Source organism: uncultured Eubacterium sp. (assembly GCF_934525195.1).
In the GTDB taxonomy this organism is placed as follows: Bacteria; Bacillota; Clostridia; order Oscillospirales; family Acutalibacteraceae; genus Eubacterium_R.
In genome coordinates this window covers 180,091-196,510 of record NZ_CAKSZA010000001.1, presented here as the reverse complement: position 1 = coordinate 196,510, position 16,420 = coordinate 180,091, and the positions used below count along the sequence as shown (strand labels likewise).

General features: G+C 41.9%; 15 protein-coding genes. 10 read left to right on the top strand and 5 right to left on the bottom strand.

The features are described 5' to 3' along the window. Positions 1-5: 5 nt before the first annotated feature. The 3 genes from rsmD to Q0E03_RS00885 form a co-directional block, all read right to left on the bottom strand. Positions 6-542 carry a 16S rRNA (guanine(966)-N(2))-methyltransferase RsmD gene (gene rsmD, locus Q0E03_RS00895; protein WP_297128296.1) on the bottom strand — a complete coding sequence of 179 codons (537 nt, stop codon included), beginning with the start codon at positions 540-542 and terminating at the stop codon, positions 6-8. Positions 543-616: 74 nt separating this feature from the next. After that, positions 617-2,437 (bottom strand): excinuclease ABC subunit UvrC, encoded by a 1,821-nt coding sequence (uvrC, locus tag Q0E03_RS00890; protein ID WP_297128293.1) that lies wholly within the window; start codon positions 2,435-2,437, stop codon positions 617-619. 33 nt (positions 2,438-2,470) lie between these two features. Next, the gene (locus tag Q0E03_RS00885) at positions 2,471-4,132 is read right to left on the bottom strand and encodes a hypothetical protein (protein ID WP_297128290.1); all 1,662 of its coding nucleotides are present in this window, start codon (positions 4,130-4,132) and stop codon (positions 2,471-2,473) included. 176 nt (positions 4,133-4,308) lie between these two features. On the opposite strand from Q0E03_RS00885, the gene Q0E03_RS00880 reads away from it, so the two are divergent. Together Q0E03_RS00880 and Q0E03_RS00875 are read left to right on the top strand one after the other, a co-directional pair. Continuing rightward, on the top strand, positions 4,309-5,724 hold the full coding sequence (locus Q0E03_RS00880) for an acetyl-CoA hydrolase/transferase family protein (protein WP_297128287.1): 1,416 nt from the start codon (positions 4,309-4,311) through the stop codon (positions 5,722-5,724). A gap of 379 nt (positions 5,725-6,103) precedes the next feature. Then, on the top strand, positions 6,104-7,009 hold the full coding sequence (locus Q0E03_RS00875; protein ID WP_297128283.1) for a 2-oxo acid dehydrogenase subunit E2: 906 nt from the start codon (positions 6,104-6,106) through the stop codon (positions 7,007-7,009). 366 nt (positions 7,010-7,375) lie between these two features. Here Q0E03_RS00875 and Q0E03_RS00870 read toward each other — a convergent pair whose 3' ends face one another. Together Q0E03_RS00870 and Q0E03_RS00865 are read right to left on the bottom strand one after the other, a co-directional pair. Further along, positions 7,376-7,702, bottom strand: a complete 327-nt coding sequence (locus tag Q0E03_RS00870; protein WP_078768571.1) for a DUF4363 family protein — start codon at positions 7,700-7,702, stop codon at positions 7,376-7,378. Beyond that, positions 7,699-8,373 (bottom strand): DUF421 domain-containing protein, encoded by a 675-nt coding sequence (locus Q0E03_RS00865; RefSeq protein ID WP_297128278.1) that lies wholly within the window; start codon positions 8,371-8,373, stop codon positions 7,699-7,701. Before Q0E03_RS00865 ends, Q0E03_RS00870 begins: the two co-directional genes overlap by 4 nt. A 76-nt stretch (positions 8,374-8,449) precedes the next feature. Here Q0E03_RS00865 and Q0E03_RS00860 point away from each other — a divergent pair, with 76 nt between their 5' ends. From Q0E03_RS00860 to Q0E03_RS00825, 8 genes are all read left to right on the top strand, one after another. Next, positions 8,450-9,901, top strand: coding sequence for a spore germination protein (locus Q0E03_RS00860; RefSeq protein WP_297128275.1), 1,452 nt, complete (start codon positions 8,450-8,452; stop codon positions 9,899-9,901). Next, positions 9,894-10,937, top strand: coding sequence for a GerAB/ArcD/ProY family transporter (locus tag Q0E03_RS00855; RefSeq protein ID WP_297128272.1), 1,044 nt, complete (start codon positions 9,894-9,896; stop codon positions 10,935-10,937). The genes Q0E03_RS00860 and Q0E03_RS00855 overlap by 8 nt, the downstream gene beginning before the upstream one ends. Continuing rightward, the gene (locus tag Q0E03_RS00850) at positions 10,918-12,036 is read left to right on the top strand and encodes a Ger(x)C family spore germination protein (RefSeq protein WP_297128270.1); all 1,119 of its coding nucleotides are present in this window, start codon (positions 10,918-10,920) and stop codon (positions 12,034-12,036) included. Before Q0E03_RS00855 ends, Q0E03_RS00850 begins: the two co-directional genes overlap by 20 nt. Beyond that, complete coding sequence (locus Q0E03_RS00845) at positions 12,036-12,173, top strand: hypothetical protein (protein WP_297128267.1); 138 nt, start codon at positions 12,036-12,038, stop codon at positions 12,171-12,173. Before Q0E03_RS00850 ends, Q0E03_RS00845 begins: the two co-directional genes overlap by 1 nt. Positions 12,174-12,267: 94 nt before the next feature. After that, positions 12,268-13,635, top strand: a complete 1,368-nt coding sequence (locus Q0E03_RS00840; RefSeq protein WP_297128264.1) for a citrate synthase — start codon at positions 12,268-12,270, stop codon at positions 13,633-13,635. A 25-nt stretch (positions 13,636-13,660) separates the two neighbouring features. Continuing rightward, positions 13,661-14,449, top strand: a complete 789-nt coding sequence (locus Q0E03_RS00835) for a hypothetical protein (protein WP_297128261.1) — start codon at positions 13,661-13,663, stop codon at positions 14,447-14,449. A gap of 11 nt (positions 14,450-14,460) precedes the next feature. After that, positions 14,461-15,396, top strand: a complete 936-nt coding sequence (locus tag Q0E03_RS00830) for an AEC family transporter (protein ID WP_297128259.1) — start codon at positions 14,461-14,463, stop codon at positions 15,394-15,396. An 18-nt stretch (positions 15,397-15,414) separates the two neighbouring features. After that, positions 15,415-16,398 (top strand): ATP-binding protein, encoded by a 984-nt coding sequence (locus tag Q0E03_RS00825; RefSeq protein WP_297128255.1) that lies wholly within the window; start codon positions 15,415-15,417, stop codon positions 16,396-16,398. Positions 16,399-16,420: the final 22 nt, after the last annotated feature.

Sequence of the window (16,420 nt, the reverse complement as noted above, 5' to 3'; positions counted from 1 at the left end):
TTTCGCTAACCCTTTCTGTAATAGGTGAGCAATGTCTTGCCGTATTTTTTTTGCTTTGAGATTTGCCAAGAGTCAACCTCTTGCGGAAGTTCCTCGTCTTTGGCAGTTTCGCAAATAATCACGCCGTCCTCGCTCATAAGCTTTGTGAGGCTCGGCAAGCAATCCACAACAAGGTTTTGGTGATACGGCGGGTCTAAAAATGCAATGTCATAGTTGTCTTTTTTCATCAAAAAACTCTTTGCATCCGAAAGAACCAAATTGGCTTTGTCGGCAATTCTGCATCTTTCAAGGTTGCCCTCAATGATTTTGTATGCGCTTCTGTTGTTTTCAACAAAGGTGCACGCCCTTGCTCCTCGTGAGAGTGCCTCAATTCCAAGCTGACCCGAGCCTGCAAAAAGGTCAAGCACTTTTCTGTCCTCTATTTCAAATTGAATAGAGCTGAACAGCGCCTCTTTTGTGGCTTGTGTTGTCGGTCTTGTGACATCGTCACCGCCCAAAGTTTCAAGATTTCGTCCTCTTAAAGAGCCTGTAATTACTTTCATAAAAACATTTCCTTAATTTTTTACTATTATATTATACAGATACAACTGCTTTTCGTCAAGTTTTCTTTTGTATTTTAATCATTTCTGTAATATTGGTAGACACTTTCAGCATTTGTTTTCGATATTCCGCCGACCGCCGAAAGTTCATCAACGCTTGCTTGCTTGATTGCGGAAATCGTTTTAAACTGCTTCATAAGTGCTTTTGCCTTTTTTTCTCCTATGCCGTCTATTTTGAGCAGGGAAGAACTAAAAGATGATTTTTGGTGCTTTTTGTGGTGATAGGTGATTGCAAATCTGTGCACCTCCTCTTGTATGCGAGACACAAGAGTGAACGCACTTCTGTGCGAATTAATTTCTATTTCGCCACCGTCATATGCTATTGCTCTTGTTCGGTGCTTGTTGTCTTTTACCATACCAAAGACAGGCACATCAATGTTCATTTTTGCGATAACAGGGAGCACGGCGTTGACCTGTGGTTGACCGCCGTCAAGCAAAATCAAATCAGGCAAAATCTTAAATGTGCTTTCCTCGTCGTCCTCGTAGTAATGCTTAAATCTGCGTTCCAAAACTTCGTTCATTGAGCCGACATCGTTTTGTCCGTCAAATCCTTTTATAGCAAAACGCTTGTACGCTTTTTTCATCGGTCTGCCGTTGTGGAACACAACCATTCCCGCAACATTGTCTGCACCGAATGTGTGCGAAATATCGTAGGATTCAATATATTCCGGAGGTTTCGGCAAACCTAAAAGTTCCGCAAGTTCCTCAAGTGCAGCGAATTCTTTTCCGAGTCTGCCTTGATTTTGTGCAAGATGTTCGTTTGCGTTTTTTATACAAAGATTAACAATCGACAAATGCTCGCCCTTTTGCGGATGGATAAATTCAAGCTTTTTGCCACGCTGACTTTCAAGGTATTCGTGCAAAAGTTCTTCTTCGGATATTTCACCGTCAACGGCTATTCTGCCCGGAATGTCGGGACGCATAGAATAATACCTCTCAATCAGGTCAAACCGTGCTTCCGCAAGGTCGTCAACGCTGTCAATTATCCAATGCTCGCTGTCAACAAGTTTGCCGAATTTGAAACGAATAACCTCAAAACAAGCCTTTTTGTTAGAGTTGACAAGTGCAAAAACATCTTCTTCCGGAACATTGATTGACACTACCTTTTGCTTTTCCTCAAGGTTGCGGATTGCCTTTATTCTGTCACGGAGTTTTGCCGCCTTTTCAAATTCCATTGCTTCGGAATACTCGTACATTCGCTTTTCCATATCCTCAACGGATTTGACTGCTCCGCCTTTCAAAAATGCTATTGCATCGTTGATTGAGGCTTGATATTCCTCCTTTGATATTCTGCCGTTGCACGGTGCGGAGCAAATGCCCATAAATCCGTTTAGGCACGGACGGGATTTGTTGTAGTCCTTTGGGAATTTCTTGTTGCATTGCGGAAGTTTGAATATTCTCAAAGTTTCTTCAACCGCATTTTTAACCGAGAAGTTGGAAACAAACGGACCAATATAGGTTGCTCCGTCATCAAGCACTTGCTTTGCTTCGCTGATTTTTGGAAATTCCTCTTTTGTGATTTTGATATAGTTGTAGCCCTTGTCGTCTTTCAAAAGAATGTTGTATTTTGGTGTGTGCTGTTTGATGAGCGAACATTCAAGCACAAGAGCTTCAAATTCGGTGTCGCACAAAATGTAGTCGAAATCGTCCACATTTTCAACCATCCTGATAACTTTCAGCGAGTGGTTGCTGTGTGAGCCGAAATAAGAGGATACACGGTTTTTCAGCGCCTTTGCCTTGCCGATGTATATTATTTTTTTGTCCTTGTTTTTCATAATATACACGCCGGGATTGAGCGGTAATGCCATTGCTTTTTTTCGCAATTCTTTTTCTGTCAAGGTGTATCCTCCTTTCGATTTTATTTTGTCATTTTATTTGCTTTTCTTGCAACAAGAGGTCACAATTCTTGATGAACCGTTGAAAGTGTTGCTGTAAATGTCGAGGTTTGTAACGCCCTTTGCTCTGATTGGCACATCTCTGCCGACAAGGAAGTAGTTGCTGCGGATTGTGATATTTTCGTGCACCTTGCTGTTCATTTTGCCAAATGTAATAGGCTTGATGAGAATAGCAGGGCATTTTGAATAAACAGACGGCGAAAGCAAGAACTTGTTTTCGTAAATCTCAACATCTCTTACAGGACCGCTTTCGTACCAAAACATTGAGTCGTCACTGATGAAAATATGAGCCATTTGGCTGTGCTTGAAAATGTTGTGATGAATTCTGACCTTGCCCGATGTTGTGCAGAGAATATCTCTTGTCGGAATAGCGGTGAATACGCAGTTGTTGATTTCAACATTCGGACAGTAGGTCTTGTTTTCAATGATAATATTTGATTGGCGAAGATGCTTTTCGCCGATGTTTTGCGGAAGTGTTTCGTTGAATGTCACCTTGCAGGTCTTTCCCTCAAGGTCGTCAACAACGGATTTTACGGTGAAGTCACCCGGAAGTTCGTTAAGGTTTGTACGGCGGTAGAATTTTGCCTTGTCGCCGGGGAAGAAGTTTTTGTGACCGCCTTGCTGATTGTGTACAAATTCAAAAACCGCTGTGTGGTCGTCAACTTTTTCCTTAAATCTCATGAATGAGCCGTGAACATTAATGCAGTCATCGTGTGCGTGCGAAAAATAGCTGTTTGTGATTGTGACATCACCCTTGCATCCGCAAATATGGATGAGGTCGGCAAATGATGATACAACATGTTCCTTGTCGCCCTTAAATGTGATGTGGTCAAAGCTCATATTTTCGCACATTTGAGAGAGCCAGCCGAATCCTGCCATATAGTTTACGGTGATGTTTGTGCTTTTAACATTTGCACATTCGCCAAAAAATATACCGCAGGTGTTTCTGTTCTTGTTTGTTTGGTTTGTGAGAATGTCGCCAACCTTGAAGAACTTGTTTGTTCTGTACTTGATTTCAAGTTCTGTTTGGCTCAAACGCTTCATTGATTTGACGCCTGAGAAAACGCCTTTTGGGTTTGGAATACGATATACTGTGTTGCCATCAGCACCGTGGTATACACCGTTATATGAGTTTTCGTCATTTCTGAATTCCCAATAATTCTTCTTTGTGTATGGACTTTGTTCAAAGAAAACAACCGTGTTCTTCTTTGTGTCATCTATGTACCAAAGTTGTGAACTCGGAATTGAGAATTTGTATGTCTTGCCTTTCTTCTCGATTACTTTAAGTTCCGAACAGTTTGGACTGGCGTAACGTATTGTCAAATTGTTGATGTTTACATTTTGGCAGTTAATCATACCGAATGAGCAGATGTCACCGTGGATAACAAGTGTTGCACCGTTGCCCTCAATGTTAAAATTCTTTTTATCCTCAATCAACATTCCAAAGTATTTTTTTGGATTTTTGAAACTGTCTGTGTTTGTAAAATGAATGTGACGCTCTTGGCTGAAATCCTTAAAAAGGTGATATTCCTTGTTTTCAAAAACGAGAGTGTCGCCGTCATTCAAATCTTTTATCGCTTCTGTAAGAGGCACGGAAAAGCAGTTTGCGCTGCCGTATTTGTCTACCTTGATTTCCATATTTTTTCCTTTCAAAATAGGAAACTATACAAAATAGTGAATTTGCACAGTTTTCATATATCTATATATACAATAATAACAAATATGTGCTGTTCGTTCAACTATTTATTGACGAATTTTTTTAAATATTGTATCATCTATTAGAACAAACTATAGAAAAGGGAGCTGATTGTGATATGACTTGGCAGGAGATATATCAATCAAAGCTTACCACCGCAGAGGAGGCTATCAAGCTTATTCATGACGGTGACAAGGTTGTAACAGGTTTTGCTTGCGGCGAACCAATACATATTGAGCGTGCGTTGGCGGCTCATTACCAAGACTACAAAGATGTTGAAATTATAACAATGCTTACTCTTATTGAAAGCCCGTGGTCTATGCGAGAATTCAAGGGGCATATAAAGCTCAACACTCTTTTTGCATCAAAGTCCACAAGAGCGGGAATTAACAGCGGTGACAGCGAATTCACCACCTCTCATTTTTATGAAATTCCTGATATTATCCAAAATTATATTTGTCCGAGAGTGTCGATAGTTATGGTTTCGCCTCCGGATGAACACGGCTATGTTTCGTTTGGTACAACTGTTGATTATACAAAGGGCACAACCGATTATTGCGAGGTCGTTATTGCTCAGGTCAACAAGTGTATGCCTCGAACCTTTGGCAACAGCATAAAGCATGTTCGTGATTTCACTTGCTTTGTTGAGTTCGATGAGGAACTTCCTGAGGTTGTTAGCGGTGAACCGAGTGCGATCGATATGGAAATCGGCAAAAACTGTGCTTCGCTTATCAATGACGGCGATTGTCTCCAGCTCGGTATCGGTGGAATTCCAAATGCCGTATGCCTCCAACTTACAGATAAAAAAGACCTCGGACTTCACAGCGAGCTTGTCGGTGACGGCGTTGTTCCGCTCCTTGAAAGCGGTGTAATCAATAATAAGAAAAAGCAAACAAATGTCGGCAGAACGGTGCTCGGTGCGGCGTTCGGTTCAAAAATTTTGTGCGATTATATCAATGATAATCCGTCGGTTGAGCTTCATCCGATTGACTATGTAAACAACCCTCTTGAAATTGCAAAAAATGACAATATGGTGTCAATCAATTCTTGCTTGCAGATTGACCTTTTGGGACAAGTTGTGTCCGACACAATCGGTCTTTCGCAGTTTTCTGCGGTAGGCGGTCAGGTTGACTTTGTAAGAGGTGCAACAATGTCAAAGGGCGGTCGCTCAATCATTGCTATGCCGGCAACTGCAAAGCACGGCACGGTTTCTCGCATTGTTCCGCTCATCACGGAGGGCAGTGCTGTCACAACTCCGAGAAATGATGTCAATTATGTTGTAACGGAATACGGCATTGCACAGCTTAAAGGCAAAACTCTCAAGGAGCGTGCAAAGGCGCTTATCCGCATTGCACACCCGTCTTTCAGACCGTATCTTATGGAGGAATATCAAAAGCGCTTTTCCGAAACTCCGTTCACAGAGGAAGAAATGAAGAACTTTAAGGATGTCATCGCGGAGATGATTCAAACAAAGAGAGAAGAATTCCATTCCACTATTGAACAGAAGATAGACAAGTTAATTTCAAAAAAATAATTTTAGACTGTCGATAAAGTTCCTGAAACACGCCAAAATATAATCAACCGAATTATGCCTCCTATTTTACTAAAAGGGGAGGAGGCAACACGAAGTGTTGACGGTGGGGTTTAAAAATGCTGTAAGTATTGAACTTACAGCATTTTTGGCGTTTTCGTTTTTTGCTCAGTCGAGGTATTTATATACATTTTCCTTCGCAAGAAAACGAAATTCAGAAATTTTCTCAACAGTCTTTTCAATATTTTATAGCACAGATTAGTTTAAAGTTTTTGTAAAATTTATCTGGGCTATATTGTTTTTTGTATAGCTTTGTGATAAAATATACGCAGTTTTGTAAACAAACTAAAAGGACTTATAAAGGACTTATAAGGAGGATAAAATGGCAATTTCCAAATCTACTCATTTCGGCATTGCGAGAAAAATCGTGTCGAATATGACTGCTGAAAGCTGGGAAGAAATCCCACATGCCGGATTGATTTATGAGCCGGAAGTTACTGCTTTTCTTGCGGAGTGTAAAAAGCTTAACGAAGGCTGTACCGACAAATCAAAAAAAATCACCATCAACACTGTTATGATAAAGGTTATTTGTGAGGGACTTAAGGTTGCTCCGAAGATGAATGCTCATCTCGAATTCAACCGCAAACTTGTTCGTGGTTGCCTCCACGAATTCGACCATGTCGATGTTTCTATGCCGGCACTTTTGCCAAACGGCGAAATGATGACGCTTAATATGCACGATATGGGCGATAAGACTCTCACAGAAATGACAGAGGCTATTCACGACAGCTTGCGCAGAGCGAGCAACACTAACTTAAATGAAGTTATGTTTGAGGTGTCGCTTGATAACACAATTCAAGGCTTGAAGCAGGGCAAGCTTCTTCAGGCTATTCGCCGTCTTTACGGTTCAAAAACAGGCAAGCATAAAGTAAAAACTCTTTCGGGTCAGGCAAAGAAAGATTATTATTCTATCCCAACAACCGAAAGACTCACAAAGCACGATATTGAACAGGGCACAATCACAATTTCAAACCTCGGCTCAATCAAGCGTGATTTCAGAGGCTCGTGCACATTGCTTGAGATTATTCCGCCACAGGTTATTGCCATTGCAATCAATTCCACACAGCAAAAGCCTATTGTTGTTGACGGTGAAATAAAGGTTGGCACGGTTATGCCTCTTTCAATTTGTATGGACCACAGAGCGCTTGATTACGGCGATATTGTTCCGTTCTTCAATAAGCTTGATGAGATTTTTGCTCATCCTGAAATTATCCAAACTTGGAAATAAAAATAATCTGAATTTACTAAAACCGCAAACGATTGTCTGCGGTTTTAGACTGTTGATAAAACTCCTGAAACACGCCGAAATATAACCAACCGATTTGCCTCCACTTAAATGTAAGGTGATTCCCCCGTTAATCGGGGGAAATGTCTGCAACGCAGACAAAAGGGGGCGTCTACGCAGTAAAGGTGGCAACACGAAGTGTTGACGGTGGGGTTTTAAAAATGCTGTAAGTATCGAACTTACAGCATTTTTGGCGTTTTTCGTTTTTTGCTCAGTCGAGGTACCATCGTACATCTTCCTTCGCAAGAAAACGAAATTCAGAACCTTTCTCAACAGTCTCCAATGTGTCGAAAATACTTTTTCGACACGCTAAAAAATATTTGAAAGTGTAATTCTTTGGTTCTCGTGGTATGCGTAGGTCAGTGCTCGTATTTCTGCGAGGGCTTCTTTTTGTTTTTCACCGCTTTTGCTGTCCAATTGCTCAATGCTCACCGCCAGATCGTCCACCATATCGTGCTCCGAAAAAATATAGATAACATCATTTTTCTTTTTCCATAACTCTTTTATTCCGTCGGCGTCCTCGTGTTCGGTCATATACACCACTTTGTCGCAAAAATCCTCAATATATATCTGCTCATATGTGCACAGCCCTGCTGAGATTATCAACAAGGCAACCGCAATCCAAATCCTTTTCATTGTTCCTCCTTTGCAACGATGTATGCCGTGCCGTCATTTTTGATTGTCATAACAAGAATGTTTTGAGGCTGTTCGCCGTTAGATATTGCAATCAGCTTCGCTTCATTCTCGTCAATGTTCACATTGCCAAAGCAGTCGGCAACCGCCTTTCCGTCAACAATTGCAGTAATCGGCACTTCTGCATCTTCTGTTTTTATCCCCACATTTTTTGGCGTCAGCGGTGAACATTCTGCCTTTTTTTGCACCGATACCGTGCCGTTCGTTTCAACAATCGCATTTGCAACTTCGGATATGTCAAAAACACCTGCCTGTCGAATTGCGTCCGTCAAATCATCAATGGTGAACCGCAGTTTTGTCAATTCGTTTTGCTGAATTTCTCCGTCTTTGATGATGAATCTTGGCTTGCCCTTTATCAGTGCCCTGAATTTGATTGATTTCATCGAAAGTGTGGAATTGATGATTTCAAAGCTGATGAATATCGCAATCGGTATCAGCGAATTTGCAAGCGGCATACCGTTGTTTTCAAGCGGAACGGTTGCAACTGCGCTGATAAGTATGGTTATAACAAGCTCTTGCGGATTCAGTTCTCCGATTTGTCGCTTGCCCATAACTCGCATTGCCACGGTTATAAAAATGTAAATGATTATTGCTCTCAATAATGTTATAGACATATACTCACCAAAATTAAGTTATCCTCATTTTTGCATAATATACATAAATCATTTCATAATAAAAACGGTGATTATTATGAAGCTGTTTGATGATTACGAGCTTAATTTGTTGACTTTTAAGGATGATTTCAAAGATTCGTCGGATTTTTTATTGAAAGAACTGAAAACAAAAAATTCAAAGATGTTTCTTGCCTGTATGGACGGACTTGTCAATTCGTTGCTTCTCAGTCAAATGATAGTTGAACCGATTTGTGATTTTGATAAAGAATGTGAAAGTCCGAGAGAATATCTTGAACTTCTGCAAACTCAGATTGTCCATTGTCCGGAGCAAAATGAGGTCGTAACTTTTGATGACGCTTATTATTTTTTGATGTCGGGCTTTGCCGTTGTTGTGGTTGAGGGATGCTCAACCGCACTTGCATTCGGCGTGCAGGGGTGGAGCAGACGAGATACCTCCGAGCCGTCAACCGAGGCAAATGTAAAAGGTGCAAAGGAGTGTTTTGTCGAAACATTGAATGACAATAAGGCATTGCTTCGCAAAAGATTAAAGACATATCATCTGAAACAAAAACAGTTGAGTCTCGGCAACAGTGCACGCACCCCTGTTGCAATTTGCTATATTGACGATAGGGCGGATAAGACTATCGTTGACGAGGTTGAAAAACGATTAAAAGAGGCTGATTTCAACACCGTTCTTGATTACGGCGAACTGTTGCCGTTCATCGATTCGGACGTAAAAAGCTTTTTTTCCTGTGTCGGCACAACTGAACGCCCGGATGTTTTGGCATCCAAATTGCTTGAGGGCAGAGTGGCTGTTATGGTTGAGGGCACACCGTTTGTGATGTACACTCCGTATCTGTTTTCGGACAACTTTTCATCACTTGACGATTATGACAATCCGCCGTTTTATTCAAGCTTTATAAGGCTCATCAAGTACGGAGCGTTTATTGTTTCGGTATTTCTTCCGGGATTGTTTGTTGCGGTCGGCACTTTTCATCAGGAACTCATCCCGTCAAATCTGCTGTTTTTGATTGCAACAAACGAGGCTACAACACCGTACACCTTAACCGTGGAAGCTGTTTTTGTGCACCTGTTGTATGAGATAATGCGTGAAGCGGGGTTGAGATTGCCCGATAGTATCGGTCACGCAATTTCAATTATCGGTGCAATAGTCATCGGTGATGCGGCGGTGTCGGCAGGTATAATCGGTGCTCCTATGCTGATTGTCGTTGCAGGAACGGCAATATCGTCATATGTGATTTATCCGCTGTACGAAAGCCTTGCCGTCATCAGAATTATTTTTATTATTGTTGGCGGAACTTTTGGAATTTACGGTCTTATGCTTGGTGCGGCAATGTTGTTTTGCAATATTTGCTCGCTTAATCCGTTTGGTGTTCCGTATTCGTCACCGTTGTCACCGCTAACAAAAACGGCACTTGTTGATGTACTGTTCAGAGGCGGTTGGCGCAAACTTGTAAAGCGCCGTGTCCGTGTCACGAATTTGGAAGGGGTGTCTGTTGATGATTGATGCAAAAAGGGGCAAAATCTCACCACGACAACTTTTTTGCATATTTTTTGTGTCAAGGCTTGTCGTGTCGCTGACCTATGTTCAGTCGGTGTCTGTCGGCAAGTTTGACACCGATGTTCCAATCAGTTTTGCACTTTCGATGCCGCTCACATTTTTGATGTCAATTCCTGCCGTTCTGTGCGTAAAAAAGAAAAAATCACCGCATTTATATTCTGTCCTCGGTGTTGCGTATTTGCTGTATTTTCTGTTTTTTTCGTCACTCACGGTGGAACGGTTTGCATATTTTGCAACAACAAAAATGAATCCCGAAAGTCCAACGATTATGTTCATAATTTTGGCTTTTGTTGCGGTGTGCTACGGCGCATATTTGGGTATTGAACCGCTCGGCAGATTTGCTTCTCTGTGCGGAACTTTGCTTGCCGTTGTTATTGCGGTGGTGCTTATTTTCAACATCAAAAATTTTGATTTTGTCAATTTCTTCCCCATAATGCGTAATGACACAAGGCATTTTTTGATGAATTGCATATTGTTTACCTGTAATTGCATTGAGCCTGTTTTGTTGCTGAACTTGGCGGACAAAACCAACGGCGACAGCATAAAACCATATTTTTCGGGGCTTGGCTGTGCATATGCAGGAGTGTTTATGCTGTTGCTGTTTTGCTCCGGAGTTCTCGGCAACAGCGCCGATTTGCAGTCATTTCCGATATACACCTTGTTCCAAATGGCTTCGGTCAACGATATGTCAAGGCTCGATATTCTTCACACTTCATTTTGGATTTTTGCCGTGTTCCTCAAAACCGCCGTTATGCTGTTTTGTGCAAGCACGCTGATAAAAAAATACAGTCACAAGACGAAGGTGCTTGTGCTTTCCGGAGTTTCGTTGTTGGGTTCGGTATTTTTGGATAAAGTGCTCGGTATGCGGATTGCCGAAGTGTCCAAGTATCTCACAGTCGGTATGTTTCTTGCTTTTGCGGTCGTTGCTCCGCTTTGTATTTTAATTTTTGACAGGAGAAAAAATGTTGAGAAAAATATCTAAAATATTGTTGTTGCTGTTGTCGGTTGCACTTCTTTTTTCGGGTTGCAGCGACAGCTTGTCCGAAATGTCGGTGGCACAGGGAGTCGGCGTTGACAAAACGAAAAAAGGTGTCAAGGTTTCTGTTCAGTATCTCGATTTGACAAAGGGGAGCGGAACAAGCGACAATTTGGGCGTAAACATCACATCCGTTGCTTTCGGCACGGCAGGGAACATCAGCAAGGCGGTGTCAAAAACCTCCGCAAATATTTCAAGTTCCGTGTTTTTTGGGCAAAACAAGGTGATTGTGTTTGGCAATGATTATGCAAAAAACGGACTCGAAAATGTTGTTGATTACACTTTGCGTGCCGTTGACAGTCGCCCCGATGTGCTTGTTGCGTTGAGCAAAACCACCGCCGAGGATGTGATGAAATCCTCCGAACACCGTGCAAAAGTGCCTGTTCAGGATATTTACACAATGCTCAAAACAGGCGAAGAAACGGGGCTTTCCTGTGCCGTAACGGTCAAGGATTTGCAAAATCACTTTTTGTCGGAAACTTCGGATGTGTATTTGCCCGTGCTGTTAACGCACAACAACAAAACAAGACTTGACGGAATAGGAGTTTTCAGCAACGGCAAATATGTCGAAACTCTTGATGAGTCCGACACTCTCGGATTTTTGCTTGTCAATGACAAGGTCAAAACCGCAACGGTAGTCCTCAAGGATAAAAAGTTCGGCAAGGTGGGCATTGAAGTTACAAATATCAAGGTCAAAAACACCGCTTATTATGATGACGGAGTAAAATTCAATTCTCGGATAAAGTTTGATATAAACTTGAACGACCTTGAACGAGGCGTTGCTTCAAAGGTGAACGATGACGATATAAAACGGATTGAAAAACTTGCAAAGAAGAAAGTTCAAAAAATCGCTTTGAGCGCAATTCAATCCTGTTTTGATAAAAAATCCGACCCGTTTTTTGCGGGCAAACTTTTGTCACGGTACAGCTTTGATTATTACAAAAAGCATAGCAAAACTTGGAGAGATGAACTTCCCGATGTTGACGTGTCCGTCACCGCTTATCCAAAGTTTAGCCTCATCAACGGCAACTACACAAGAAAGTGATGTATGAATTAAACAGGGTTACAAGCTCGCTTCCGTTCGAGGCGGGCTTTATCAGTGTCAGCATAGGCAACAGCAAGGTTGCAAAGAAGATTATTGCAAACAAAATCACGGCTCTTTTCAATTTACACGCTCCTTGACATTAATTTTGTTATTTAGTATAATATATTTTAAATTTAGTTTTTTATGACTGTTAGGCAGACAAACTACAAAATTATCGAAAGGACAGGTAGTATGGGAACAGAATATATTTCATCCATTTCTCAGGATTTCATTTCAAACTTGTGCGGCGAGCTTGAAAAGAACAATCAAATCAAACCGGGCGATTACCAAAAATACCGTGTAAAGCGTGGACTTCGTAACCCTGACGGCACAGGTGTTATGGCAGGTCTTTCGCATGTTTCTTCGGTTGAAGGTTACTATATTCTTGATAACGAGCGTATTCCAAAGGACGGTAAACTTTCTTATCGCGGCTACGACCTCAAGGATATTATTGCCGATTGCGTAAAAGATGACAGATTCGGATTTGAGGAGGTAGTGTGGCTTCTTATATTCGGCACATTGCCGACAAAAGACCAAATTGCCGAAATCAGAAATGTCCTTGGTGAAGGCCGGTCTTTGCCTGATGAATTCATTGAGGATATGATTATGAAGCATCCGTCAAAGGATATTATGAACAAGATGGCTCGTTGTGTTATGAGCCTTTATTCCTACGATGAAAATCCCGACGATATTTCAACTCCGAATGTTCTTCGTCAGTCGCTTCAACTCATTGCTCAGTTTCCGACAATGATGAACTCTGCTTATCAAATCAAGCGCAGAGCGTTCTATAACAAGTCGATGTACTTGCATCCTATCGACCCAAAGCTTTCAACGGCAGAGTCTATTTTGCGACTTCTCCGTTCAGACAAGAAGTATACCGATGAGGAAGCAAAACTTCTCGACATATGCCTTATGATTCACGCAGACCACGGCGGCGGTAACAACTCAACATTCTCAACCCGTGTGCTCACATCAAGCGGAACAGATACATATTCTGCAATTACAGCAGGTTTGGGCTCACTCAAAGGACCTCGCCACGGCGGTGCAAACATCAAGGTTGCACACCAAATGGAATATATTATGGAAAATCTTGACGATTCAACCAATGACGAACAGGTCAAGGATATGATTGCAAGAATAATCAAAAAAGAGGCGGGAGACGGATCGGGACTTATTTATGGTATGGGTCACGCCGTTTACACCTTGTCCGACCCAAGAGCGGTAATCCTTAAGAGAAGTGCCAAAAAACTTGCTTTTGACCACGGCTTTGAAAAAGAGTTTATGACCCTTGATGCAATCGAGCGTCTTACTCCGCAGGTTTTCACGGAAATTAAAGGAATCGAAAAGCCGATGTGTGCCAATGTCGATTTGTACAGCGGTCTTGTTTATCGTGTTCTTGGTATTCCGGAGGATTTGTACACTCCGCTTTTTGCTTCTGCAAGAGTTGCCGGCTGGTGCGCTCACCGTCTTGAAGAACTAACAACTTCGTCAAAGATTATGCGTCCTGCTTATAAGAGCGTAATAAAGTGCAGAGAGTACACACCGCTTGAGCAACGCTGATTTGAATTTGAAATGGGGGAGAACGGTGAAAATCGGATATTCTCAAATATCGTTGCTTCCGTTTTTGGTTGCAATAGTTCTAAAAGCAGTATCCGTTTTTGCTGTTGATTGCACGGCTGTGTCGGTCGGCTTTTTCGTTGCCGTGCTTTTGGGGCTTGTCCTTATGGGCGTTGATGCTTTTCGTCAAAAAAACTTTGCCCCTGCGTTCAATTTTGAAAACAAATTTCATTTGTCCTTTTGGGCAGTTCTCGGCTGTGTCGGCTTCTTTGCCGATTTCGTTTCCGATTCGCTTCGGCTTTATGATATTGTCAAAGACGGGGGCTACAATTTTGTAGCCGGTGCCGTAACAATCGGTTTTGAAAGCGTGTTTGCCATCATCAGTTCGATTTGTATGGTTATGGTGGCATTGTCGTTTTCCAAAAATGCACGGTATGATTTTAGGGAACTGAAATTGCTCAATGTTTTTCCGCTTTTGTGGGCGGTGCTGAAGGGTGTTGCCCTTTTGTCACAAATCGAGCATAATTTTTCGTTGACCGAAACCTCAATGTATCTGGCGGTGACTTCGGCTATCGGTGCGTTTTACTTTTTTGCCAAAGAGGTGGATAACAAAAAGGGTGCGTTTGCATCCTCTGTTTTCTCGTTTAAGGCTTACGGCTGTTCGGCAATGCTCTATTTCGCTTGCCAAGTTATTGATACCGTTTCCGATGTGTCGTCAATCGATGAGGGTTTTGTCCTGTCGTGCACGGCTTTTTTGACGGGTGCGTTTTTGTATTTCCTTGAAAAGAGCATCCGACATTATAAATTAATAGATTAGAGGTATTTTTATTGGCTGGATTTTTGGGCAATTTACAAACAGTTGCCGTTCAGGTTGTCATTTTATATTTGATTGCAGGCGTCGGCTTTGTTGCGGATAAAACAAAAATATTTGTTCAAGCAGACGCAACCAAGCTTGTTGATTTGCTTTTCAATATGATTTTGCCGGTTGCAATCATCAATTCGTTCCTCTCTATGGAGCGAACAAAAGAGCATATTGTCGGACTTGCATTGTCCTTTTTGCTCGCATTTTTAACTCATTTTCTCGGTATGGGAATTGCCGAGCTTTGTTTCAAAAAACGCAGTGTGCTTGAGCGAGGCGTATATAGCTATGCTATGGTGTTTTCAAATGCCGCATTTTTGGCGTTGCCGCTTGCTCAAAGCGTTGCAGGTGAGGAGGGCATTTTCTATTCTTCTTGCTATGTTGCGGTTTTCAATATTCTTGCGTTTACTTACGGTATCAGAGAAATATCGGGCAGAAAGGCAAAAATAAGCATAAAGCATATTTTTCTCAATCCCGGTTCAATCAGCGTGTTGATTGCCATTCCGCTGTTTTTGTTGCAGGTTAGGTTGCCTGAATTTTTGATGGATACCGTTGCAAGGGTCGGTGCTTGCAATTCACCTATGGCAATGATTGTTTTCGGAACATTCTTTGCAAATTGCAATTTCAAAAATATTTTTGCAAAAAAAGAAGTTTATTTGGTTTCGCTTATCAGACTTATTGTCATTCCGATTACTATGCTGTTTGTGTTCAAACTTATCGGAATAAAAGGCAATATGCTCACGGCGCTTACAATTTCGGCTTCTGCACCGGTTGCCACAAACACGGCAATGTATGCCGCCAAGTACGACAATGACACCGCACTTTCGTCAGAACTTGTGGGGCAGACAAGCATTTTGTCGGTCATCACAATGCCGGTTATTGTTGCGTTGGCACAAATTATTTGATTTTAAGGAGGGCTTATCTTGAATTTTGAAGATTTTGTCGGCAATGAAAAGGTCAAGGAACAGCTCTCTTTTCTTCAAGCGTCGGGCAGATTGCCTCACGCAATAGTTATCGAGGGTGATGAGGGACTCGGCAAACGAACTTTCGCTCGAGAGATTGCACTTAACTTGCTTTGCAAGGGCGAAAATAAGCCTTGCAGAAACTGTCCTCAGTGTTCAAAGGTACTCAAAGGTGTTCACCCCGATATATACGAATACAGTGCAACGGGCGGCGCAAGGTCGTTCCATGTTGATGTTGTTCGTGACGTAAAAGAAAATGTTTATATGCAACCTAATGAGGCTGATTATAAAATATATATTTTGGGTAACTGTCAGTGTATGAACGAGAGTGCACAAAATGCGTTGCTCAAGGTTCTTGAAGAACCGCCGAAATATGCAATGTTTCTTTTGACTGTTACCAACAAATCCGCTTTGCTCGAAACCGTGCTTTCCCGAAGCGTAGTTCTCACTCTTGAGGGTGTCAATGAGGTGCAGGGTGCAAAGTATATTTGCTCAAAGGACGAAACAGCGGATTATGACGAAGCACTCAAGGCGTGCACCGTTTGGGGCGGAAATATCGGCAAGGCTATCGAAAGCCTTGGTGACAGCAAACTCTCAAAAATCAGCGGTATTGCCGTTGATGTTTGCGATGCTCTCACAAGCAATGATGAGTATTCGTTGCTTAAAGTTTGCTCGGTATTTGACAGAGATAGGGAAACTCTTGTGTCAACCTTGACTTTGCTTAAAACCGTATTTAGAGATGCAATGGTTTATTCAAACGGTTCCGATATATTATCGGGGCAGAGAGAAACCGTTGCAAAACTCGCAACAAGCTTTAGCAGAAAAAAATTAATGAACTTGATTTCGGCTTGTGAAAATCTGCTTGATTTAACGCTTAAAAACGGAAACAACGCAATTCTTATCACAAAGACTTGCTATGATTTTCGCCGTGCAATAGGAAGATAATAATCTTGAATGGAGATATACA